The organism is Pedobacter roseus, assembly GCF_014395225.1.
In the GTDB taxonomy this organism is placed as follows: domain Bacteria; phylum Bacteroidota; class Bacteroidia; order Sphingobacteriales; family Sphingobacteriaceae; genus Pedobacter; species Pedobacter roseus.
The window spans coordinates 1,806,758-1,832,921 of the sequence record NZ_CP060723.1 but is presented as its reverse complement, the minus strand read 5'-3'; the positions used below and the strand labels follow the sequence as shown (position 1 = coordinate 1,832,921).

General features: G+C 41.9%; 10 protein-coding genes and 3 pseudogenes. All 13 read right to left on the bottom strand.

Annotated elements, in window-relative coordinates:
• Nucleotides 1-112: 112 nt before the first annotated feature.
• The 13 genes and pseudogenes from H9L23_RS07645 to H9L23_RS07580 all read right to left on the bottom strand — a co-directional run bounded on the left by H9L23_RS07645 (nucleotide 113) and on the right by H9L23_RS07580 (nucleotide 26,160).
• Nucleotides 113-1,411 (bottom strand): condensation domain-containing protein, encoded by a 1,299-nt coding sequence (locus H9L23_RS07645; RefSeq protein WP_187594398.1) that lies wholly within the window; start codon nucleotides 1,409-1,411, stop codon nucleotides 113-115.
• Between the two features lie 115 nt (nucleotides 1,412-1,526).
• Nucleotides 1,527-5,618 (bottom strand): condensation domain-containing protein, encoded by a 4,092-nt coding sequence (locus H9L23_RS07640; RefSeq protein WP_187594397.1) that lies wholly within the window; start codon nucleotides 5,616-5,618, stop codon nucleotides 1,527-1,529.
• A 48-nt stretch (nucleotides 5,619-5,666) separates the two neighbouring features.
• Complete coding sequence (locus H9L23_RS07635; RefSeq protein ID WP_187594396.1) at nucleotides 5,667-6,077, bottom strand: phosphopantetheine-binding protein; 411 nt, start codon at nucleotides 6,075-6,077, stop codon at nucleotides 5,667-5,669.
• On the bottom strand, nucleotides 6,035-7,342 hold the full coding sequence (locus H9L23_RS07630; RefSeq protein WP_246474950.1) for a non-ribosomal peptide synthetase: 1,308 nt from the start codon (nucleotides 7,340-7,342) through the stop codon (nucleotides 6,035-6,037). Before H9L23_RS07630 ends, H9L23_RS07635 begins: the two co-directional genes overlap by 43 nt.
• Before the next feature lie 176 nt (nucleotides 7,343-7,518).
• A pseudogene (locus H9L23_RS26550) lies at nucleotides 7,519-9,459 on the bottom strand (condensation domain-containing protein); the annotation flags it as partial.
• A gap of 44 nt (nucleotides 9,460-9,503) precedes the next feature.
• Entirely contained in the window at nucleotides 9,504-12,146 is a 2,643-nt protein-coding gene (locus tag H9L23_RS07620) for a non-ribosomal peptide synthetase (protein ID WP_187594393.1), read from the bottom strand.
• Nucleotides 12,147-12,257: 111 nt separating this feature from the next.
• Nucleotides 12,258-13,148: a sulfotransferase domain-containing protein gene (locus H9L23_RS07615; RefSeq protein WP_187594392.1), complete on the bottom strand. Its 891-nt coding sequence runs from the start codon at nucleotides 13,146-13,148 to the stop codon at nucleotides 12,258-12,260.
• A 23-nt stretch (nucleotides 13,149-13,171) separates the two neighbouring features.
• Nucleotides 13,172-14,131 (bottom strand): Rossmann-fold NAD(P)-binding domain-containing protein, encoded by a 960-nt coding sequence (locus H9L23_RS07610; RefSeq protein WP_187594391.1) that lies wholly within the window; start codon nucleotides 14,129-14,131, stop codon nucleotides 13,172-13,174.
• Between the two features lie 53 nt (nucleotides 14,132-14,184).
• A complete protein-coding gene (locus H9L23_RS27035) occupies nucleotides 14,185-14,340 on the bottom strand; it encodes an acyl carrier protein (protein WP_394355253.1) in 156 nt (51 codons plus the stop codon).
• Between the two features lie 438 nt (nucleotides 14,341-14,778).
• A pseudogene (locus H9L23_RS07605) lies at nucleotides 14,779-18,638 on the bottom strand (type I polyketide synthase); the annotation flags it as partial.
• Nucleotides 18,625-21,576: a non-ribosomal peptide synthetase gene (locus H9L23_RS26840; RefSeq protein ID WP_187594389.1), complete on the bottom strand. Its 2,952-nt coding sequence runs from the start codon at nucleotides 21,574-21,576 to the stop codon at nucleotides 18,625-18,627. The pseudogene H9L23_RS07605 and the gene H9L23_RS26840, both read right to left, overlap by 14 nt.
• A gap of 86 nt (nucleotides 21,577-21,662) precedes the next feature.
• Nucleotides 21,663-24,428, bottom strand: a pseudogene (locus tag H9L23_RS26535) (beta-ketoacyl synthase N-terminal-like domain-containing protein); the annotation flags it as partial.
• A 49-nt stretch (nucleotides 24,429-24,477) separates the two neighbouring features.
• Nucleotides 24,478-26,160 (bottom strand): carbamoyltransferase N-terminal domain-containing protein, encoded by a 1,683-nt coding sequence (locus H9L23_RS07580; RefSeq protein ID WP_187594388.1) that lies wholly within the window; start codon nucleotides 26,158-26,160, stop codon nucleotides 24,478-24,480.
• Between the last annotated feature and the right edge of the window lie 4 nt (nucleotides 26,161-26,164).

The window sequence follows — 26,164 nt, the reverse complement described above, 5'->3', positions numbered from 1 at the left end:
AGATAGTTTAAAGAACTAAGGGATAAACCTGAATTAAAAATAAGAGCTGATAAAATTGAGGAATATATATTACAAAATCTCTCGGCGCCAAAGTTGGATTTTAGCTTTTTGCTTAGATTAACACCAATACCAAATTGCCCCCCGTGACATTGACCGTAAAATCTAAATAAGTATTAGTGCGGTCGTTACCAAAAAGATTAATTGACTCAACATTTTCGTTATCTTTTTCTTCGTGTAGGATATCGTTATAGCTGTGGAAATCGACATAGTTAAAAATCACATCGAAGAATGGATTAACTGATTTAGATGGTTTATCCTCACCCTTTGCAATTTCTAACAGGCTCAATCTTTCGTAGGCTTTTAGCTCAATTAATTTCTGGTTAATATCAGCCATAAAGGAAGAACAGGATTTGTCCTCATCAAATTTTACCCTGAAAGGAATTGTATTTAGAAAGCAACCTAAGATCTTGTCACTATCCTCACATGTTGGACGCGTATTGGTTACAACACCTGTGATTACTTCTTCTCCGTATTCCAGAACCTTTAACAGGTAAACAAACGCACTTAATGCAACTGATTTGACGCTAATCTTTGATTTTTGTGCAAAATCTGTTATTGCCGCAACAGTATCGCTGTCCACAGAGAATGAGTAGCGCTCCGTCTCCTCCTCACCCGCAAAGATGTCTAAGCGTGTATGCCCTTCCAATTCCTTTTTCCAGAAAGATTTTATAGAAACATTGCTCTTGTCTAGTTCATGTTGGAGTATAAAATCTCTATAACTTGTTTTTAGCTTGTCTGGCCTATAATCAGGTTCCTTTTCTAAACGTAAATATAAATTATTCAGTTCAGTCAAAAACATGGATTCACTCCATCCGTCTATTATCGCATGGTGGGACTGAAAAACAAACACTAACTCATTTTCACCTAAATTAAAAACATTCATCTGCCAAAGAGGAGCCCTTGATATATCGTTAAAACTGCCTATTTCCGCCTTCATAAACTCCTGTATAGCAATTTCCTGTTCTCCCCTTGAAATATCTGATATATTTTCATAGGTCAATGGGATTGATACTTTTTTATAGACGATTTGAATTTCAGTTTCGTAATCTGTAAGATTGAATCCGGTTCTCAAAATAGAATGTTTTTCAATAAGAAAGTCTAATGCGGAAGAGAAACGACCGATGTCAAAATCGCTGAAAATTTTTCTCTGAACCATTTGACTATGGTAAACGCTGGAGTCCCGATTTAAAACAGATCCATATGTCATTCCCTTCTCAATATCGCTCATTGGGTAGATATCTTCTATATTTTCCTTATCTAAAAAGTTATCTACAGAAAGAATTTTAAGCTTGAGCTCTTCAATCCAATTATCGATCTCCTGTAATCGCAGCCCATTATCTTCACGAATCATATGTCCCAAGGAAAACTGATTTAGTATATTCTCAATAGTTCCCCTTTGTAAACTTCTGATATGTTCAGATCAATATGCATGGCATTACGAAACTCACTTATCATTCGCAGGATCTTTATAGAATCCCCCCAAGTTCGAAAAAGCTGTCTTTTACCCCAATCCCCTCCTTTCCAAGTACATCCTGCCAGATCGAAACCAGTGCACGCTCCGTCTCTGTGTGCGGAGCAACATACTCCCTCCCGCTGCCAAGCTCAAGCCCCTCTGGATCCGGAAGGGAACGGCGGTCCACCTTACCATTCGAAGTCAGCGGGAGCGTGGACAGACGAACATAATGACCGGGAACCATGTACTGGGGAAGGATGCCCGTAAGGTAGCCCCGGAGAGCCGATACATCAAGACCATCCGAACCCACCATATAAGCGATAAGGTCCTTATCCCCCGAACTGTTCTCACGAGCAACCACCACGCACGAATCAATATCCGCATGCCTCTGGAGAACATTCTCGATCTCCCCAAGCTCGATCCGGTAACCACGGACCTTCACCTGGTCATCAGCACGTCCCAGGAACTCAATGTTACCGTCAGGCAGCCAGCGGCCGATATCACCTGTAAGGTACATCCTATTATAATCCTTGGTGAAGGGATTTTTCTTTTTAGTTCCATGAAAAACATGTAGTGTATAATCCTGCAAACCATTCTTGCTTTGAACGGTATTCTTTATTTTATGAATCTGTATATCATTAATATCAAAATCGATTAAAGTAGCAAGGAGATAATATTTATCTTCTCTTTCATTGTTGCCGGGGGAAATCTTATTTTCTTTTCTTGTATACCTATCAATACTTTGATCCAGTCCATCTTCAAATTCTATTACCGGCAATAATGTTCCTAAAATAAATTCACCGCCTTCTCTAAGCAATAAAGACATGTTTTGAATTAAATTTAAGGGATATTGTACTCTATCTAAAGTTAGTATACTAACAACAACGTCAAAAGAAGCATGAGTTAACCCTTTCTGAGAAAAAAAATCGTTTGACTTACAATCTATTCTAGAACTAATACAATTAATATCTTTTCCTAATAAATTTTGGACAAAGAAGGGGTTAGTATCAATACCTACAATATTTTTAAATCCATGTTTTTGGATGTTTATCAATAATTCTCCATTTCCACATCCTAGGTCAACAATCTTTGATGATGTCGATAATGTAACACCTAGGATTTTTTGTAACAAATCCCATGTAATTCCTTCAGAATGATAATTGTTTAGTTTTCCTTCGTAATAGTATCTTATAAACCCCTGTTTGAATTCCTCATCGTGAAAGTTTTCTCTAATAATTTGTAGGGTTTTCTCTCTTAATTCATGATCAAAGCAATGTCTAACGTCCGAAATAACTTCTTCAACAGTATTAGTTTCAATCAGTTTATTCACTAAATTGATTGTCTCTGTAGCTTTAGATACATTTATTGAACGTAAAGCTATTTCCTGAACAAGCTCATCCTTATCAAAACATATTTCGTTTAAATAGAAATAATTTGGTATAAATGCTTTAAAAGTTTTCTCTGTATCATTAAAATAACCTCTTGCAACACCTGGTCCACTTAAATAGATTCCACCATATGCGTTAATAGGGGCCAAGTTCAAATATGGATCTAAAATATAGGTTTTAAGGTTAAACCTAGGTTTCCCAATGGGCACAGTATCAACGCCTACCTCACCATGCCATACATGTGAGTAAACAGTATATTCCGTCGGCCCATAGCCGTTTATAAAATAACAATTATTTTTCCAGGCATTAAACAGTTCTGCCGAACATTTTTCACCAACAGATATGATTTTGGGATTAGTATACAATTCACGCGGATTTAATTGTTTTAGCAAGGATGGAACTGTTACAACAATATCAATATTATGTTCGTTTATAATGTTTATCAGATTAAAGAATTCACGATTTTCAATAATAATTAGTTCACATCCATTAGTAAGTGACATTATGATTTCTCCAACGGATGCATCGAAACTCAATGACCCCATTTGAGATATCCTATTTCCAATTTTTAAATTAAAATATTTTTTCTGCCAAACCGATAGATCAACCAAAGCTCCATGTTCAATCATTACACCTTTTGGGGTTCCGGTCGAACCCGAAGTGTAGATCACATACGCAAGGTCATCAGCCCCAGAAACTCCTACAGGGTTCTCTGCCGAGGTATCCAGACCTGACAGCTGGATATCGACAGCGAAAAGTTCGCCCGGAAAAGACTCCAGACCAAAGACATATTCGGTCTGCGTGAGAAGGGTTTTGGGGTTTGTTTCCTTTAGCATGTAATCAATCCGATCCCGGGGATAGTCAGGGTCGATGGGAACATAGGCCCCTCCAGATTTAAGAACACCCAGAATAGAAACGATCAGCAAATCACTGCGGTCCTGAAGGATTCCCACAAGATCGCCCGCACCGATGCCATGGACCTCCCGGAGATAATGGGCAAGACGGTTGGAAAGCATGTTCAGTTCGCTGTAGCTCAGACGCACTGAACCAAAAACTACTGCTGTATGCTCGGGGCAGAGCAGAACCTGCTCCTCGAAAAGATCAACTATACTGCGGTCCCGCGGATAGTCTGAACCTGTCGAATTGAAATCCCCCAATAACAGCGAACGCTCCACAGTACCAAGGTAATCAATATCCCCAACGGGAGCATCTGGACTGGACAGCAGGCCGGAAAGGAGATGCTCAAAATGGCCGGACATACGCAACATCGCCGGCTCATCATAAATGTCACTGTTGTAGACAATACTTAATCCTAACTTCTCATTGTTATCGACAAAACTAAAAACAATATCAAACCGACTCGTTTTCAAGCTTACGTCGTATTTTTCGACATTTAGCTCAGAAAGATTTCTGTTTTCTTCTTTGATTTCATTTAAGACAACCTGAACATCAAACAGGGGACTTCTGCTCATGTCACGCTGCAGGTGAAGTTCTTCCAGCAGCTCATCGAACGGATAGGCCTGGTGCTCATAGGCCCCAAGGCTTACCCCACGGACATGGTCAACCAGTTCAAGAAAACTGTCCGAACCCGAAAAACGGCTCCGTAGTGCTACCGTATTCACATAGAAACCGATCTGGTCCTCAAGGTCAGAATGCTCACGACCGGCCATAGGCGTACCTATGATCAGATCGCTCTGGCCGCTGTAGCGGTATAGCAGAACATTAACGCACGCCAGTAGGCCCATGAAAAGCGTAGCGCCCCGTTCCTGGCTCAAAGATCTCAGGCCACTGCTCAGATCTGAACCGAGCATACGGTGTACAACACCACCATTGTATGTCTTTACCGATGGGCGGGCTCGGCCACCTAAGAGCTCAAGAACAGGAAGCTCACCCGACAGATGGTCCAGCCAGTAGGAACGGTGTTCCTCATAACGGGAACCCGACAACTCGGCCTGCTGCCAGGCGGCGTAATCCCGGTACTGGATACGCAAGGGAGGCAAAGCGTTCTCTTCACCAAGAACATAACTGTTGTAGAGAGAAAGAAGCTCACGGATAAGTATACCCATGCTCCAGCCATCGCTTATGATATGGTGCATCACATAGGTGAAGACCCAGCGGTCCTGCGATACACGGTAAAGACCAGCCCGGAAAAGAGGGCCTGACGAAAGATCAAAGGGACGAACAAAATCGGACTCAACAACCGAATCGACAAAAGAAGCATCTTTTCCCTGAAGGTCCCGCTGCTCAAGAAAGAAACCGCTCTCAGACGAAGTAAGAACGACCTGACGGACAACACCCTCACCATCCTCCCGGAAAACCGTACGCAGGATCTCATGCCGCTCCTGCAGCTGTGAAAAACTGTGAAAAAGACCATCCGCGTTCACCGAACCGCTGAAAACATAAACACCGGGCATATTGTATGCCACATTCGCCTCAGGAAACTGGCTCAATATCCATAATCGGCGCTGGGACGATGACAAAGCATAAGAACCAGATCCGGGAACAGCGGAAATGACAGAAAAAGAATCCTTTTGGGCTTTGAGAATATGTTCAATTAGCAGTAGCTTATATTTATTGATACGGAATTTCAAATCCTGATTAATTACTCCAGCTTTCGCATCTACGATCAACCGCCCTTCGCTTACAGATACAATTGCATTCAATGATTTTAAGGTCTGCAAAATTTCTTCTATCCCATCAATATTATTTCTTATCATATATTTAATTATAGATTTGTTAAATAATTATAAAACACCCAATTCAAATTAAAATATGAATCGTTCATTATCAGAAGTTAAACTATTGGTATCGTTAGTATTCTTCAACCAAAACTGAATTTCAATTTTTCGTGCAAATTCATCTAAAACTGGATACACAAGAATTTCATTAAAATTTACTTCTATCCTAAATCTGTTCCTCAACTTAATAATTATTTTGAGTATACTTAAGCTATTTCCCCCAAGCTCGAAGAAGTTGTCTTTTACCCCAATCCCCTCCTTTCCAAGTACATCCTGCCAGATCGAAACCAGTGCACGCTCCGTCTCTGTGCGCGGAGCAATATACTCCCTCCCGCTGCCAAGCTCAAGCCTCTCTGGATCCGGAAGGGAACGGCGGTCCACCTTACCGTTTGGCGTCAGCGGAAGAGAGGCAAGCCCCACATAGTGGCCGGGAACCATGTACTGGGGAAGGATGCCCCAAGGTAGCCCCGCAGGACCGATACGTCAAGGCCTTCCGAACCCACCACATAAGCGATAAGGTCCTTATCCCCCGAACTGTTCTCACGCGCAACCACAACACACGAATCAACATCCGCATGACCCTGGAGAACACTCTCGATCTCCCCAAGCTCGATCCGGTAACCACGGACCTTCACCTGGTCATCAGCACGCCCCAGGAACTCAATGTTACCGTCAGCCAGCCAGCGGCCGATGTCACCCGTAAGGTACATCAGCTCCCCAGCCAGATAAGGGTTCGGAACAAAACGCTCCGCAGTCAGCTCGGGACGGTTAAGGTAGCCCCGCGCTAGCCCCGCACCGGAAACACAGATCTCACCCGGAATGCCGATACCGCAAAGATGGCCCGAAACGTCAAGTATATAAACACGGCTGTTCGATATCGGACGACCGATAGGAATCGGTCCATCGAAATTATCTCCGTCTTCTATAACTGACATAGTTACACAAATGCTACACTCGGTTGGACCATATGCATTATAATATTTACCATACTTTGAAAAATTTAATGCATCTGGTATAATCGCAGGTTCGCCAGCAGTTATAAGTTTCTTAATGGTCCGTATTTTGTTAAAATCGAGAAGGTGTAAATATGATGGGGGGAGTGTCATTACTTCAATTGCGTTGATAGAGAGATACTCAGAAAATAAGATAGGGTTCCGCTTGGCTGCTTCATTCACTATATAAAGTACTCCTCCGCTGCATAGGATAATGAATATTTCTGAAACAGAGGCATCAAACGAAGCAGAAGCAAACTGAAGTCCTGCTTCCTTTTGCTTTATATCAAAGAAAGCCTGCTGAGCAAAGATTGTATTAGCAACGCCCTTATGTTCGATCATTACTCCTTTAGGTGTGCCAGTCGAACCGGAGGTATAGATCACGTATGCAAGATCGGTAGGAATGCATATAGCTACTGAATCTGCGGCGGAAAAACTATCCATTACCTGAAAGAAACGCAAAAGCTCTGTACTGTCTATAACAGTCCTGCAGCCACTGTCTGAAAGTATGTAGGCGATCCGATCAGCGGGATACTCAGGGTCAATGGGAACATAGGCCCCGCCAGACTTTAATACACCAAGAATAGAAACAACCATCCAGTCGCTGCGATCCAAAAGGATCCCAACCAGCTCGCCGCGACGGATCCCGTGCTCTTTACGAAGATAATGCGCAAGACGGTTCGAACGGGCGTTAAGCTCTGCATAGCTGATGCGATCGCTGCCGAAAACAACAGCTGTAGAATCCCCATCAACAATACCTGTTCCTCGAAAAGATCCACGATCGTCTGCTCGGATGGAAAGGCTGTTGAGGTGGCATTGAACTCCCCAAGCAGAACGTCACGCTCTGCCTGGCCAATATAATCGGCCTCACCCACAGCGCCATCAGGAGAGGTTAGCAACTGGCCAAGGAGAAGGCAGAAATGACCAGACATCCGCTCGATGCTTATAATATCATACAAGTCGCTGTTATACTCGATATTCAGGGCTATGCCGCCATCTACCTCAAAGAAGGTAAATGTGAGGTCAAACTTGCTGATTGTCGTCTGGCCTGCCTGGTACGCCGAAACCGTAATCCCAGGAATGCCGCTACCGGCCGGAGAATCGGTATTTTGTAACACGACAGCAACATCGAACAGAGGGTTTCTGCTCATATCCCGCTGCAGGCCAAGTTCCTCTACAAGCTTATCGAACGGATAGGCCTGGTGCTCATATGCATCAAGGCAGACCCCACGCACATCCCCCAGTACCTCACGGAAGCTCTTACTTCCGCTGAGGCGGGTCCGGAGCGCAAGCGTATTCACATAGAAACCGATCTGGCCCTCAAGGTCAGGGTGCTCACGCCCGGCCATCGGCGTGCCAACAATAATATCGTCCTGGCCACTATAACGGTAGAGAAGGATGTTCACCACAGAAAGAAGCCCCATGAAAAGCGTCGATCCGCTCTGGTGGCACAGCGAACGGAGGCTATCCGACAACTCTCTGTCAAGTATACAGTGAACTACACCGCCAGTATAGGTCTTCACTGCAGGACGCGGGCGGTCGCTCCACAGATCAAGAACGGGTAGATCCCCGGAAAGCTGATCCAACCAGTAATCACGGTGCCCGGCATAAACATCCCCCGAAAGGTTAGACTGCTCCCAGGCAGCATAGTCACGGTACTGGATGCCAAGCACCGGAAGATCTGCGGGAATGCCCGTAACCTCGCCATTGTAAAGATCCAGAAGCTCGCGGACCAGAATACCCATCGACCAGCCATCACTGATGATGTGGTGCATCACATAGGTGAACACCCACTCATCATCTCCGGTACGGTAAAGGTGAGCACGCAGAAGCGGACCTGACGAAAGATCGAATGATGTACCAAAGTCAAGTTCGATGAGACCATCCACAGCATCCCGACCAGATCCACGGTGGTCACTCTCGACCAAAGAAAGCCCCAGGAAATCCAGTTCGACAACCACTTGGAGCACATTGCCCTCATCGTCCCCCCGAAAGACAGTACGCAGGATCTCATGACGCTCCAGAAGAGAAAGAAAACTCCGGGACAGTGCCATGCTATCAAGTGCTCCGGAGAAAACATAGGCTCCAGGCATGTTATAGGCAACGTCCGCATTCGTTATCTGACTTATTATCCATAGGCGGCGCTGGGATGAAGAGAGTAGATAACTACCCGTTTTCTCAATCCTACGGATCGGAATGTGCGGCATATTCATATCCTCAGATAACAATATGGCCTGGTGCGCAAGGACTGGATGCCCGAAAAGATCTCCCAGACCGATCTTGATGCCCGTTCTTCTGTGTATTTGCCCGCTTAGCAGCACAGCCTTAAGGCTGTGTCCCCCGAGCTCGAAAAAATTGTCCATGACACCTATGCCCTCACGGCCGAGCACCTCTTCCCAGATAGATACCAGCTCCCGCTCTATATCTGTCGAGGGAGCAACATAATCCATGCCCGTGGAAACACCAAGTCCCGCAGGGTCCGGAAGTGCACGGCGGTCCACCTTTCCGTTACCCGTAAGGGGAAGCGATGCAAGGAGCACATAGTGCCCGGGCACCATGTAAGATGGAAGTAGACCGGAAAGATAGGAACGGAGATCCCCGCTGGAAAGCTCAGAAGAGCCGGTAAAGTAACATACAAGCTCACGATCCGAACCGATGCCGCGAACGGCAGCAACACAGCTCTCAATACCGGGATGTCCAACAAGCACGTTCTCGATCTCGCCCAGCTCAACACGGTAGCCCCTGATCTTGACTTGATCGTCAGAACGGCCAAGGAACTCGATGTTGCCATCAGGAAGCCAACGGCCAAGGTCACCCGTTAGGTACATCCGCTCCCCTGGGAAATAAGGGTCGGGAACAAACCGTGATAAGGTCAGTTCAGGAAGGTTAAGGTAACCCGGGCGACCCCTGCACCACCAACACAGATCTCCCCCGGTACACCGATACCGCTGAGACCACCAAAACCGTCAATTATATAAACCCGGCTGTTCGATATCGGACGACCGATAGGAACAAATTTCTCGAAACCAGAATTGTTGTTCAGTTCAAACATCGTTACACAGATACTGCATTCCGTGGGGCCATATGCATTATAATATTTACCCTGTTGGAAAAAACGTGATGCATCCGATATGATTGCAGGTTCGCCAGCAGTTATAAGTTTCCTAACAGTCCCGATTTTGTCGAAATCAAGAAGATGCAAATAAGATGGCGGAAGTGTCAGTATATCTATCGAATTGGATGAAAGGTATTCACAGAAAAGCACAGGATTCTGCTTTACAGAATCCTCAACTATATAAAGTGTAGCCCCGCTGCACAGGATAATGAATATTTCTGAAACAGAGGCATCAAATGAAGCGGAGGCAAACTGAAGGCCAGCCTCTCCTGGTTTTATGCCAAAAAAAGCCTGCTGACCCAAGATCGTATTGGCGACCCCCCTGTGCTCGATCATCACCCCCTTAGGGGCGCCCGTTGAGCCCGAGGTATAGATAACATATGCAAGGTCCGTAGGAGCACAGGTTACAAAAGGGTTTAAAGAGGGAGTCGACAGACAAGACAGTTGGAGGTCAACGGCAAAAAGCTCACCTTGGTAACCCTCAAGAACGAACATATGTGCCGTCTGGGTCAGTAATAGGCGGCACCCGCTGTCCGAGAGCATATAGGCAATCCGTTCAGAGGGATACTCAGGGTCAATGGGAACATAGGCACCGCCAGACTTTAATACACCAAGGATAGAAACAATCATCCAGTCGCTGCGATCCAGCAGGATCCCAACCAGCTCGCCGCCACAGATCGCGTGCTCATTCCGAAGGTAATGCGCAAGACGGTTCGAATAGGCGTTAAGTTCTGCATAGCTGAGCTGATCTCCGCCAAAAACAACAGCCGGAGACTCCCCCCTCAGCAATACCTGTTTCTCGAAAAGGCTCATAACTGTCTCTTCGGAAGGATAGGCTGTTGAGATAGCATTAAACTTCTCAAGAATAATGCTATGCTCCACATCGCTAACATAATTAGCCGACCCTACAGCAGCATCTGGACAGGTTACCAGCTGGTCAAGGAGAACAAAGAAATGGGATGACATTCGCTCGATGCTCGCAAAATCGTAAAGATCACTGTTGTATCTAAGTGTCAATTTTATAGCATTCTCAATTACAGAGAAACTAAAGACCAAATCAAAGATGGAAGTTTCCTTAGATAGATGGTAATTTGCAACTAAGAAATCTTCAAAACCATGCACAGAAAAACTTTTTACATCAACATCTAGTATTACCTGAACATCGAACAAGGGATTGCGCCCCATGTTGTGCTTTATTCCAAGTTCCTCTACAAGTTTATCGAAAGGATAAGCCTGATGCTCATATGCATCAAGGCAGACACCACGCACATGTCCCAAAATATCACGGAAGCTCTCGCTCCCGTTGAGACGTGTACGGAGTGCAACCGTGTTCACATAGAAACCGATCTGGCCCTCAAGGTCAGGGTGCTCACGGCCAGCCATCGGAGTGCCAACGATAAGATCATCCTGACCGCTATAGCGGTAGAGAAGGATGTTCACTACAGAAAGAAGCCCCATAAAAAGCGTCGATCCGCTCTGTTGACATAAGTTACGGAGACCATCGGATACATCCTTTTCAACCATACCATGTACAACGCCACCGTTATAAGTCTTCACCGCAGGACGGGGACGGTGGCTCCAAAGATCAAGAACGGGAAGTTCTCCGGAAAGTTGTCCAAGCCAGTAATCCCGATGCCCGGCATAAACATCTCTGGAAAGGTTAGACTGCTCCCAGGCGGCATAGTCCCGATACTGGATGCCCAACGTGGGAAGTTCTATGGGAATACCCTTAATCTCGCCGTTGTAAAGTTCGAGAAGCTCACGGAAAAGAATTCCCATCGACCAGCCATCGCTGATGATGTGGTGCATCACATAAGTAAACACCCATTCCTCATCACCTGTACGGTAGAGGTGGGCACGCAGAAGCGGACCTACCGAAAGATCAAAAGGGGAACCGAAGTCATTACTAATACGTCCATCTATTTCTCGATCGATTCTACAATCAGAAATACCAAGACTAAAGGCAATATCAAACAGATTCAATACAACCTGGCATGTATTTCCAAAATGTTCTTCTCTGAAAACTGTACGTAATATTTCATGTCTGCCTATAAGTGACCAAAAGCTATGGGAAAGCGCAGTGCTATCGACCTTTCCAGTAAAAATATATGCTCCAGATACATTATACGCAGAACCAGCCTCAGAAAATTGGCTCATTATCCATAATCGATTCTGGGCAAATGACAATTGATAACTGTCTTGATCTGGAAGCCTTGGAATAGACTCATACTCAAGGATAGATGTAAGATACTCTACTAATTCTTTCTTATAGTGCCTGATGGTGGCTAACAGATGAGACGGAATTTTAAATTGGTCAAAACTAACAAGAAGTTCGTCACCATCAACTGAGAGATCGATTCCATTACCCTTGATTTTTTGGACTAAATTTTTAATATCCATAAAACATTATAAACAATCCTATTTTTTTTGATCTATGAAGTGGATTTCCAGCCAAATAGCATTTAAAAAATCACAAAACTTATTGAATTTTACCAAAATAATTTCACTTTGCTAATCGGGCATATATTCCCTGAGAAGTTCGAACTTTGATAACTGTTTAGTGAATTGCTTTTTATAAGACCGGATTAATTCATCATCATAATACGTACTTCCCTTTCCAGCTTTGCCTATTCGAATAAAATTTCTAAGGATGTCAAAATTTGGTCTAGGTGCACCAAATTTATCTTCATGTAACTTCATATAGTCGAACGAACACTTCTTAAGTATTCTGGGCATTTCGTCTTCATTGATTGATAGTCCACAGAAATCGGCTATCTTTAATAAAACCTCTTCAAAATTAGCTATCAAATCCTCATACTTAATATATAATATATTTAATTTCTTCCGGTTTTCCATCCAGCGTCGAGTATACTCGAACCAATTTTTATGCCCACTATCACCTGCAAAAAATTTATGAAAAGATTCCTGAAAGGTCAAGTTTGGCATCCCCCAGTCTTTGAAATGATGATATTGAGATACAGATGCATCCATACCATTCCGCAAAACGACAATAAATTTTCCTGAAAATTTCCTAGGGAAAAGTCTATAGTCCAAATGCGTTTTAAAAAACATCAAGCTAGATTTGAATTTAATTCTTTGATCACGTTCCATATAGAGTTCAAGCCAAGGGGATATTTCATATATATGCTTAAAATCCATTTCACCATGTGATGTTAACTGATAAAGAATCATTTGCATCCAAGTCGTTCCAGATTTCATGAAAGTAGATATATAGATATCATTTCTGGAAGAAAGATTTAGTTCTTCGAGATACCTCCTATATTTTACTATTTTGCTAAGAGCAGCCAAATGCGCCGAAAAATATCGAATCGGTACTTCGAAAAATTTTAAGACCGACAATCTCATCCTGCCAAACGAAAATTTATTTTTAGCTATAACCATAATTGCATTTTAATTGACTGACACTACAACTTACCTAAAATTTCTTTTAATATGATTTGTGCAGCATATACTCTATTTCCTGCCTCTTTAATAACCAATGAATTTGGTCCATCAAGTATCTCATCTGCAATATCAACTCCTCTTCTTACGGGAAGGCAATGCATAACATAAGCATCATTAGTAAACTTTAGCTTCTGGTTATCAAAAAACCAATCTCCCCCATTGGAGAAGTTTTCACCATAATCGGAATATGAGGACCAACTTTTCACATACACGAAATCTGCGTCGGATAACGCATGGTTCTGATCATAATCAATTGTTGCACCTTCCGTAAATTCTGATTTAAGCTCCAAACCTTTTGGATGTGTAATAACAAAATCTAGAAGACCTTCTCTTTGTGCCCGGCACATCCATTCTGAAAATGAATTGGGAACAGCTTGAGGGAGAGGCTTTATATGTGGGGCCCAGGTAAGCACTACTTTTGGTTTTTTGATTCTTTTATTTTCTTCAATCGTAATTAAATCTGCCAGGCTCTGTAGTGGGTGTAATGTACCGCACTCAAGACTTATTACAGGTACATCCGAATATTCAATAAGTTTCTTTAGGAAATTCTCACTATAATCATCATCTCGACTCTTCATCTTTGGAAGATCTCGGACTGCGATTATGTCACAATATTCCCCAAGTACCGCTGCAGCTTCTTTAATATGCTCACCTGCTATTTCGTCCATAATAACATTGTCTCTAGTTTCTAATGCCCAACAATCTTTTTCCATATTAATAACAATTGTATTCAAGCCTAAATTCATTGCGGCTTTTTGTGTACTGATACGGCTTCTTAAACTTGGGTTCATAAAGATTATTCCCAAAGTTTTACCTATACCTAATTTCGAATCTAAAAGTGGTTTTTCTTTTAGTTCAATTGCATCCCCTACAATCTTGTGGATATCTGCAACATCTTTCACTGAAGTAAATTTTCTCATTTATTTTAGATTTTGATAAAAAATATTATAATTAGGAAGCAGCGGTTGAGTACCTAGCTAATCCTCAAGGTTTTTTTATTGCTACGTGTATAGCTAGAGGTTAGCCCTTCAATTTGAATCGAAATCTCCTTAACATTCTTGAACTCAAAAAGATCCTTGAGAGAAAATTTTATACCGAATTGTTTTGTTATCTGTCTTAGTAAAACCATAGCTTTGAGAGAGTCACCGCCCAAGTCGAAAAAATTGTCTTCAATTCCAATGCCCTGAAAACCAAAAAGGTTTTCGATAGTTTTTATCAATTCTATCTCAACAACGGACTGTGGCTCTACGTAGGTTGATATCTGTTCGGGGCGTTTAACCCTTACAATGCCCTTCAGAATAAAATCGTCACCAGTCTCAGACTTAGTGATATCCAATTTAAAATTTTCATTTATTATTCCATTAGTGCATTCATGCAAAACCGAAATTTCTTCAAATTGTAGGGAGATCTTATATGAATTCAAAAACTCGTCTCCCTTTTCAATTTCCAGCTCATTTGGTTTAAAGGATATTCTGTCAAAACCTATACATTTCCAGTTTTTCAGGGTCCTACACTTTTCTAACATAAAATACTCCATATATGCATTTGCAGACGAGTAAGATGAATGACTAATACCCCCAAGAACAGCCGACAAACTGGATATTATGAGACAGAAATCTAAATTTTTATCTTTGAAAACATCATAGATATTATGTATACCTTGGATTTTGGGTAGAAAAAGTTTTTCGCTGTTTGAAAACCCTATATCCTCAATCAACTCAAAATATTTATGACCCACCTCACCTGCAGAGTGAATTACAGCATTAACTTTAGTATGCAGGCCTTCAACCACTTTTTCTAATTCACCCTTAGTAGAAATATCCGCAGTAACGTATTCTGTATTTGGATTCATACGTTTTAAATACTTTAATCTGTCCAGATAAATACTGCGAAATTTAGAATCAACTCCTTCAGATTCAAGATCAGTTCTACCAATTATAATTATCTGCGCTCCGAAACTATAAATTAAATCCCTCGCAATATTATAACCAACACTTCCTAGCCCCCCAGTAATCAAGATTGTACTGCCTTTTCTAATTAATGATATTTCCTTTGACGGGTTAATTTCAATTGGCTGAAAAGAACGAATCCATTTGCAACCGTTTCTAATACCTATGATCTTTTGAACTTTACTGTCCTCTATAATTCTTAAAAAAGCTTGAAGATCACTACCAAGAAACCGTTTAGACAAATCGAGGTCTATATTGGAGCATAAAACATCATATTCCTGTGGTAATGAATTTAAAATCCCTAGAACCATTGATTGTTGACTATAGATAGCCTCACTTTCAAGTATCCTATGTAGTCGATCGGTAACTATATATAACGACTTAAATGAAATAATACTTTCATTTGCAAACGCTTGCAGCAATTTTACAACATTAAAGTATGTAAAATCTAATGATTGATTTCCATTTTTTACCTCAAGCTCAAATTCTTTTGCAAGTATTGGCCATGAATATATAACATCAGAAATATTAATATAATTTTCTTGCAAGAAAAAATGTAATTTCTCATAATCCTCAACAGAAACTGGATTTATAGAGATTTCATCGGAAGATTTCTGTTTGAAAGTTTCCCCAACTATAACCTCAATTACTCTGTTTTTTAGTCTTAAGCTTTCAATGGCTTTTTGTATCAGCTTGTTATTGACGGAGAAAAACAGATAGATTTTGGATCCCTGGGTCAAGTTGGGTGAAAAAGTTCTATCCTGAGCCCAAATTGGAAAATATACTTTTGCTCCGATTTCTTTTTCCCCAAGTTTATCAAAAAAAAGATCGTTAGAGGAAAGAGATACCTCCGTAGGGAATTTATTTTCTTCAAATGAATATGTAGGAAGAGAAGTTTTATATAAGCCAGTATTATCTTGGGATTGCCAATCGATTTCTATACCTAACTCCCAAAGATCGGCGATTTTACGAGAAAAGTATTTAGAGTCATCTGTCATGAAATTAGACGGTCTTACGAGATTTGTAACATTGTACTCTACTTCAGCGGGGGCATTATCCTTAACAAGGTTAGTGAGAATATTTCCCGCTCCGATCTCGATAAATAATTTTCTTCCTTTTATAGAAAATACCTTTGCGATACATTTTTCAAAATCAACTTCAGTCGTTAAATGTGAAGCCCAATAATCAGCCGATGTCAGTTCCGTGTCCAAAAATCTACTATCTGAAATACCCGAGATATATCTAAATTTTGACTTATGTAATTTTACATTTTCGAATTCGATATTGAAATCTTCCAAGTTTGGTGAATGCTCTGCTGAATGAAATGCATGAGAAACATTTAACAATATATTTGGGATACCTATGGAATTAAGTTTTTGCCTAAGAATCCCAATATCTTCTACGCTGCCTGAAAATACGACCTGAGTTGCGCTATTGACAGCCGCAATTTTAATTCCATTAACGGCAAAAGATGCGGCAACCTGTTTATTCATATTCGCACTCAACATTCCTCCGACTGGCAGTCTACCCATAACTTCTGCGCGCTTAACGACAATTGCTACGGCCTGCTCAAAATCAAATACTTCGCCTATACAGGCGGCGGCATATTCCCCTAAACTATGTCCAAGTATATAATCAGGAGATATCCCGAAAGACATGAGAAGTTTACATAGGGCATATTCAAAAATAAATATCAGGGGTTGAGTAAACTGGGTGTTATTGATTTCATCACTAGTCCCTTGCTCTTGATACAAGACCTTTTTAAAACATTTACCAGTTAGTTTTTTTAGTAGGTCAAAACCTTGGTCCATATGCATTCTGAACAATGTCTCGGTCCGATATAAATCGGCGCCCATATTTCTATATTGGGTTCCTTGCCCAGAAAACATAAAAACAATTTCAGGTTGATTAACGTTACATTTTTTTTGATCGTTATAATTTATTAACTGGTTGACAAGAGAATTCCTGTCATTGAATACAATAGCCTTTCTAAAGAGAAAATCTTGTCTACCTACCTGAAGAGTATAACATAAATCATTCAAGTTCAATTCTGGATATTCGCTGATAAACTTTTTTAAATCCTCAACATTACGTACCAAGGATTCTTTTGTCTTTGCCGATACTTTTAGTATTTTGTAGTTATTCTTTTGGGGTAGTTTCTCAATGATAGGTGTTTCTTCGAGGATCATATGAACGTTAGTGCCTCCAATGCCAAAAGAACTTACTCCAGCTTTAAGCCTATCAGTTTTTTTATTATCCGGCCAATTTATCAGATCCTTATTAATGTAAAATGGTCCTTTTCCAAACTCGATCGCAGGATTCGCAATGCTGTAATTAATTAAAGGCGGAATTTTTTTATGGTGAAGAGATAATGTAGTCTTTATAAGGCCGGCAATACCGGCCGCAACGCCAGTATGACCAATATTTGTTTTTATAGAACCAATTGCGCAAAACTTCCTGCTGTCAACGCCAAATGCTTCATTCAACGCCCTAACTTCAATTGGATCACCTAAAATTGTAGCTGAGCCGTGGGCTTCCACGTAGGAGATTTCATCGCCTGATATCCCCGCAAGTTTATGAGCTCCTTTGATACACATCATTTGACCTTTTACACTTGGCGCCGTATATCCAACCTTATCACTTCCGTCGTTATTTACAAAGCTTGATTTTATGACGGCATAAATATTGTCGTTATCCTTTATTGCATCACTTAATCTCTTCAATAAAACTATTCCTAACCCCTCAGTAAAAATTGTCCCAGATGCTTCGTGATCGAATGATCTGCAATAACCATCTTTGGAACCGACTCCCCAGCCTGATAATAATAGCCACTTTGTTTTATACTCCTCAAGGAAATCCCTCCCGCAAGAGCCATCTGACATTCAAAAGTCAATAAACTTCTGCAAGCAAGGTGTACAGCAACCAATGATGATGAACATGCTGTATCTACAAATATTGATGGCCCCCTTAGATTTAGTTTGTTTGAGGTAATGGTATGTATATTTCGTGCGTTGGAGATCAGGTGCAGATAATATGGATCAATCAAGCTTTCTGCACTCTTAGAATGTACGTACAATTTCCAATTGTCGTTTTCAGATGCAGAAGCGAACAGGCCAATTTTTAATTTATCCCTTTGCGATGAATAGCCTCCGTCTTCTAATGCATTCCAGCTTGATTGTAAAAAATGTCTAATTTGTGGATCCATCAGAGATGCTTCCAGCGGACTATAATCAAAAAAATAATTATCAAAGCAATCCTTATTGATTATCCTGCTGCCCCTATTTATAAAAGGTTTATTAGGTGCACCATTGCTACCAAATTCATTTGCGATTATGTCGTCCGAAGATAAATCCTCTATTAGTTCTTTCCCATGTTTGAGACTTTCCCAAAGCTCTCTGTAATCATTACTTTTAGAGAACTTTGCAGATATCCCAATTATAGCGATTTCTAAGCCATTATATTTGCTAGTCGGATTCATTTGTTTTGAACTTATTTAAGTTAGAAAGGAGTTCGTTGGCTGAGATCTCTTCATCTAGATAAGACGAACTTTTATTTAACAGCTCATCAACAATTGTACGAATATTTACATGCTGAAACAGATCTGTTGGTTTTATCATAAAGTTTAATTGTTTAGACATATGTTTAGCTGCCCTTATAATTTTTAAGGAATCTCCTCCCAGTTCGAAGAAATTGTCCCTGACACCTATTCCCTCACGGCCGAGCACCTCTTCCCAGATAGATACGAGCTCCCGCTCTGTATCTGTCGAGGGAGCAACATAATCCATGCCCGTGGAAACACCAAGTCCCGCAGGGTCCGGAAGTGCGCGGCGGTCCACCTTTCCGTTACCCGTAAGGGGAAGCGACGCAAGGAGCACATAGTGCCCGGGCACCATGTAAGATGGAAGTAGACCGGAAAGATAGGAACGGAGATCCCCGCTGGAAAGCTCAGAAGAGCCGGTAAAGTAACATACAAGCTCACGATCCGAACCGATGCCGCGAACGGCAGCTACACAGCTCTCAATACCGGGATGTCCAACAAGCACGTTCTCGATCTCGCCCAGCTCAACACGGTAGCCCCTGATCTTGACCTGATCGTCAGAACGGCCAAGGAACTCGATGTTGCCATCAGGAAGCCAACGGCCAAGGTCACCCGTTAGGTACATCCGCTCCCCTGGGAAATAAGGGTCGGGAACAAACCGTGATGAAGTCAGTTCAGGAAGGTTAAGGTAACCCCGGGCGACCCCTGCACCACCAACACAGATCTCCCCCGGGACACCGATACCGCTGAGACCACCAAAACCGTCAATTATATAAACCCGGCTGTTCGATATCGGACGACCGATTGGTATACTGCCCATTTGTTCACCATTAATAGCGAATGATGTAGAGAACACAGTGGTCTCTGTAGGACCATAACCATTTACTATATTTAATAAAGGATATCTCCCTACAAGCCTGTTGATATGGTCAGGGGATAGAATATCACCGCCCGCGATAAGTGTCCGGAGTTTTCCAAACATCTCGATATCGAAATCTACCAGCTGATTCAGCCAGCCTGAGGTCAGCCACATCGTATCGACATTCTCACTGATCATTTCGCCGGAAAGACGCGCTGGTTCCAGCAGGATATCGGTTCCGCAAAGTACAAGCTGACCACCATGGGCCAGGATACCCCAGTATTCATAAACACTAACATCAAATGATGTACCTGCAGTACAAAGTAGAGTCTTGTTGCCTTTAAGTTCCAAAGGCCCTTGCGACCTCACAAGATGCGCCATGTTCCGGTGCTCGACCATCACTCCTTTAGGTGTGCCAGTCGAACCGGAGGTATAGATCACGTATGCAAGATCGGTAGGAATGCATACAGCTACTGAATCTGCGGCGGAAAAACTACCCATTACCTGAAAGAAACGCAAAAGCTCTGTACTGTCTATAACAGTCCTGCAGCCACTGTCTGAAAGTATGTAGGCGATCCGATCAGCGGGATACTCAGGGTCAATGGGAACATAGGCCCCGCCAGACTTTAATACACCAAGAATAGAAACAACCATCCAGTCGCTGCGATCCAAAAGGATCCCAACCAGCTCGCCGCGACGGATCCCGTGCTCTTTACGAAGATAATGCGCAAGACGGTTCGAACGGGCGTTAAGCTCTGCATAGCTGATGCGATCGCTGCCGAAAACAACAGCTGTAGAATCCCCCATCAACAATACCTGTTCCTCGAAAAGATCCACGATCGTCTGCTTGGATGGAAAGGCTGTTGAGGTGGCATTGAACTCCCCAAGCAGAACGTCACGCTCTGCCTGGCCAATATAATCGGCCTCACCCAAAGCGCCATCAGGAGAGGTTAGCAACTGGTCTAGGAGAAGGCAGAAATGACCAGACATCCGCTCGATGCTTGTAATATCATACAAGTCGCTGTTGTACTCGATATTCAGGGCTATGCCCCCATCTACCTCAAAGAAGGTAAATGTGAGGTCAAACTTGCTGATCTGATACTCCTTCGTACCATATTTAGAAACAAGAAGGCCGTTAAAATTCCGTTCCAAAACGGCCTCGGTATTTTGTAACACGACAGCAACATCGAACAGAGGGTTTCTGCTCATATCCCGCTGCAGGCCAAGTTCCTCTACAAGCTTATCGAACGGATAGGCCTGGTGCTCATATGCATCAAGGCAGACCCCACGCACATCCCCCAGTACCTCACGGAAGCTCTTACTTCCGCTGAGGCGGGTCCGGAGCGCAAGCGTATTCACATAGAAACCGATCTGGCCCTCAAGGTCAGGGTGCTCACGCCCGGCCATCGGCGTGCCAACAATAATATCGTCCTGGCCACTATAACGGTAGAGAAGGATGTTCACCACAGAAAGAAGCCCCATGAAAAGCGTCGATCCGCTCTGGTGGCACAGCGAACGGAGGCTATCCGACAACTCTCTGTCAAGTATACAGTGAACTACACCGCCAGTATAGGTCTTCACTGCAGGACGCGGGCGGTCGCTCCACAGATCAAGAACGGGTAGATCCCCGGAAAGCTGATCCAACCAGTAATCACGGTGCCCGGCATAAACATCCCCCGAAAGGTTAGACTGCTCCCAGGCAGCATAGTCACGGTACTGGATGCCAAGCACCGGAAGATCTGCGGGAATGCCCGTAACCTCGCCATTGTAAAGATCCAGAAGCTCGCGGACCAGAATACCCATCGACCAGCCATCACTGATGATGTGGTGCATCACATAGGTGAACACCCACTCATCATCTCCGGTACGGTAAAGGTGAGCACGCAGAAGCGGACCTGACGAAAGATCGAATGATGTACCAAAGTCAAGTTCGATGAGACCATCCACAGCATCCCGACCAGATCCACGGTGGTCACTCTCGACCAAAGAAAGCCCCAGGAAATCCAGTTCGACAACCACTTGGAGCACATTGCCCTCATCGTCCCCCGAAAGACAGTACGCAGGATCTCATGACGCTCCAGAAGAGAAAGAAAACTCCGGGACAGTGCCATGCTATCAAGTGCTCCGGAGAAAACATAAACTCCAGGCATGTTATAGGCAGTATTCCCAACTAATAACTGCCCGAGTATCCATAGGCGGCGTTGTGAAGAAGAAAGGACAGACTCTTCTCCAACATTTATCTTTGGTATATATTCCGATTTATTATTCTGGATAAGCTCAAGATTCTTGATAAGCAAAACAAACTCGCCAAAAGTTCTATTAGTAAAGATATGTTCAAAATTTAACCTGATTCCAAACTGTTTCCATACTCCATTTATAAGATTATTAGCGATAAGTGAGTGTCCCCCAAGGCTGAAAAAATCATCATCATCTTTGATAATGTCAATTTTGAGATATCTTTTCCAGAGCTGTTTTATGTAAAATGAAGTATCGATTCTGTCAACGACAAATTTTGTAAGCTTAACAACCGTTGAAAAATCAAACATGTCTTCAAAAGCTAATGAGAGTTCAAACATTGAATTCAATCTTATTATTACTTTTGTAGCCGCAAGCGAACTTCCTCCTAATTCGAAAAAATCATCCTCGTTAGTTGAAGGAAAAAGTTTAGCTTCTTCTTCCCACACCCTCAAAATGATTGACTCAATATCATTAATATCAGAGCTGACACTTTTAATAACTGTATCAGTTGCTTCGGTAATTGGACTTCTAGGTAGTTCTCTTAACCAACAATGTTTCCTCTCAAATGGGTAACCTGGCAAAACAATCTTGTTACCTGGATTCAAGTCCGAAACGTATGACCAATTTAAATTACCACCCAACTTATACCAATGGAGTAAAACGTTCAATAAGGGGTCGGTTAATTGATCTGCTACTATTGTAAACTCCTCACCAAATTTATCATGTTTCTTCAATATTTCCCCTACAACGCTGCTGCCACATAGGTCAATAAAAAATGGATATCCGAATTCTTTTTCACGCAATAACATTTCCTCCGTTCGCACTTCCAAATCATTAATCTCCTGATAATCAACATTATGAACTACTGATAATGCCGTTGCAAGAGATATAGTATCGTTTTCTATCTGTAAGATAACGTCTCCCAACCCAACTGACAAGATCGTCCTCGCATTGATACCGGTTTGTTTTAAAAGCTGTAGAAAACTGTACTCATATGCAAGTTCTAACACCATTGGGTTCTCCGGATACTCAGAGAATGACAAGCATCTTTTGTATACTTCATTGAACAACGGGTAGTGGGCTAAGAGATTGGCCTTATCAATATAGCTAACTGGCTGAAGGGATAGTAACACCGGATTCAGTTTACAATCAAAAGGAAGGGAATGGGACTTATTTTCAATGTATTCGTTTAAAAAAGTTGTTACGTCTTTTTTATTACGAACAATAATTGCTTCTCTTACCTTAAAATGATCGCGACCGACAATCAGTGTATGGCAAAGATCGTGTATGTTTACCATATCAAGATTCATCTCAATAAGCTGTTTGACTTTTCCTCTAACTGCTGCTTTTGAGGTACCTGAAATGAACAAGAGTTGTTGCCTACCGCTGTTTTTGTCTTCCCGTTGAGGTGCCTGTTCGATAATCGAGTGATAATTCGTACCACTTAATCCCATTGAACTCACCCCTGCAATTCGGAGCTTATCTTCTGCCGTTGACCACTCCTCTAGCCTTTCCTGAATTCTAACGGCAGAATTTTGAAAATTGATCAACGGATTGGGTTTCGTGAAATGTAGGTTTTTGAAAAGCTTACCGTTTTTCACCGACAGGATCGCTTTAATAAAACCTGCTATTCCAGATGCCTTTCCTGCATGACCGATATTAGTTTTTATTGTAGATAACGAACAAAAATGAATGTCCTGAATGCTTTTTTTAAATGCTAAGTCTATACCTGCAACTTCGATAGAGTCACCAAGTTCGGTCCCAGATCCATGCCCTTCTATCAATCCAATATCTCGTGGAACTATACCCGCCATACTCCATGATTCTAGAAGTAGCGTCGCTTGAGAAAGACTATCCGGAGCTGTAGGGCTTGCGGACATATTCCCATTGTTATTTCCCGCAATGCTTCTAATAACAGCATGAATATTATCTTTATCGCGTAAAGCTTTCACTAGTGGCTTAAGTAATAAAACAGCAGCAGCTTCTCCAAGTGCCATTCCATCAGCATCGTATGAAAATGATCTTGATCTGCCCTCTTTTGAACTCAATCCTAGGGGATGGGCATTGTTTTTGTTGGGAAATAAGTTAAGACAGGTACTAACAACAAGAGCGTAATCCGAACGTCCTAAATTAATCGAGTCACAGGCTATCTGTATTGCAGAAAGACTAGAAGAACAAGATGTGTCCACTACGATAGAACTTCCCCTCAAATCAAATTTACGACTTATTGCCGCAGAGAGAAATGCTGGGGTATTCCCGGTAACCAATGACGAATTGAATTCGTCAGCATGACGATAATATTCTAAAGATGATACGGAACTTACGACTATTGTATTGCTTCCTTTAAAAAACTCAGGAGCATATCCTGAATTTTCAAAACAGTGATAACTGTTTTCCAACGACAGTCTGATGTGCGGGTCCATTGAAATTGCTTCAATTGGCGCGTAGTTAAAAAAGTTGTAATCAAATTTATCTATATCCTCTAGAAAACCACCAACTGTATAAGTGTCTTTCATATTTAAAGTTGTATCTACTTTCCTTTTTGTAGACAATTCATTTACGGCATCTCCTCCACTACATAATATCCTGTATAAATCGTCTAGATTTTCGGCACCTGGAAACCTACCCGACATTCCAATAACAGCAATCTTTTCAAATTTTGAACTCATATGCGCCTACAGTTTAATTTTTATAATATAGCGTGTTATCACACCAAACATATCTACACATGCCCCACTCGGTAGCTGAATAAACATCTGGAAAAAAGCCTCGTCCGTTAAAGTTGGCACTGGTATTACATATCAACGGAATGCCGCTTAACAAATAATATTCATATATCAATTCAGCCAAAAAAGGATTCTGTAACTTATTGATTGTTTGTAGCCGAGAGGAGTTATCCAAATGCACGATGCCTGGCACCCTATCCTTCCATTTATCTTTTACCTGGTGATCAAACAGCATATAAGGGTCAGGTGTACCTGGCACAAATATCTCACCTGCAAATTGTTCTAAGCATATCGGTGATATCGGCCGGTAATCTTCCCGTAATTTTATTAAGTTAAGTTTTTGCCGTATATCCTTAGCTACGGCGGGAGCTATTATACTTCTGTTCCCAAGAGCTCTTGGCCCCAGTTCCGCTTTTCCACTTAGGACTATTATAGGATCCCCATCGCTGAATAAAAGTTGAGCTAATTGCTTCTTATCAAAAGCCTTACTGCCCCAACCTGAGGTCGGATTGTTCTTGATAATAGTAGGCCCACTATAAACATTCCATTCTAATGACATTTTATTGGATGTTTCAACCATTTTTGCACACGCTACCCCTATGGCACTACCAGAGTCGTTCGGAAAGGGTGGTACGTAGACGTGTTTAAAAATACCAGAATCCCGCACTATACTATTCCACTTAATATTGAGCGCGCAACCGCCTGCCAAGCATAAATTTTGGGGAGCCCTGTCTGTCCGCTTTACTTTCTTTGATAATTTCTCCACCAACATTTTACCCATATATTCGTGAAATGTTCTAAGTATATCTTGATCTTCATAAACGATCTGTTGATTATTTAATTCTTTTTTAAGGTCATTTGCAAAAACATTTGCATATCCCATCGCATTCTTGAAACCCCTCCCAATTAAATCATCAAAGATGTCAAACAGTTGAGGTTTACAGTCTCCTAAAGCTACATATGCCATTATTTTCCCTGCGAGTCCAAGATCATCTTTAGCGAAAACACCTGTTGTTTTAAAAGGATGGAAATGTTGTGAAAAGATGGTATACGTATTCCCTATTAAAAGAAATAATGGCCCCAAATTTACTATCGTATTGGTTTTATATTCAACGTGATATAAGTTTGGAAACATTCCGCCGTCCCAAATCAACACAAATGCATCTTCTCCATTTTGAGCAAAAGGGCTTGTGCAATATGAGCTTAATACATGCCCTGTAACATGTAAGTAGCTTTCGTAAGAGATCTGATGCTGTTTAATTTTCAATCCGTCAAATTTCAAGGGCTCAAGGATATTTCTCTTTAAATTTTCCTCTTGATATTGGGCCACTTTCAATTCGTAGATGTTATTATTATTAAAGATCGAGAGATAATTAAACTCCTTCCCGAGTTTGAGACGAGGTTGTATTGCAAGTTCATCAGGATTATAGCCTCCCCAACCATCTATCACAAAATGGTCTATTTGTGAAATCTCGTATCCCTGTTCATTTAAGATTTCTTCAATTATGGAAGCCTCATCGATCATACTATATCTTGAATTGTTATCTAACTTTTCAAGCTCCATACAAAAGACCAACCTATTATCTTCAATCAAAGCTATAGCACCGTCATGTGTAAGTTTCAATCCGCAAATTCTCATAAAA

Bases quoted from the DNA above. Each gene is read 5' to 3' on its own strand.
- H9L23_RS27035 (WP_394355253.1), bottom strand. From the start codon at position 14,340: ATGGTTTTACTAAGACAGATAACAAAACAATTCGGTATAAAATTTTCT.
- H9L23_RS07580 (WP_187594388.1), bottom strand. From the start codon at position 26,160: ATGAGAATTTGCGGATTGAAACTTACACATGACGGTGCTATAGCTTTG.
- H9L23_RS07640 (WP_187594397.1), bottom strand. From the start codon at position 5,618: ATGATAAGAAATAATATTGATGGGATAGAAGAAATTTTGCAGACCTTA.
- H9L23_RS07615 (WP_187594392.1), bottom strand. From the start codon at position 13,148: ATGGTTATAGCTAAAAATAAATTTTCGTTTGGCAGGATGAGATTGTCG.
- H9L23_RS07645 (WP_187594398.1), bottom strand. From the start codon at position 1,411: ATGATTCGTGAAGATAATGGGCTGCGATTACAGGAGATCGATAATTGG.
- H9L23_RS07620 (WP_187594393.1), bottom strand. From the start codon at position 12,146: ATGGATATTAAAAATTTAGTCCAAAAAATCAAGGGTAATGGAATCGAT.
- H9L23_RS07635 (WP_187594396.1), bottom strand. From the start codon at position 6,077: ATGGTTCCCGGCCACTATGTGGGGCTTGCCTCTCTTCCGCTGACGCCA.
- H9L23_RS07610 (WP_187594391.1), bottom strand. From the start codon at position 14,131: ATGAGAAAATTTACTTCAGTGAAAGATGTTGCAGATATCCACAAGATT.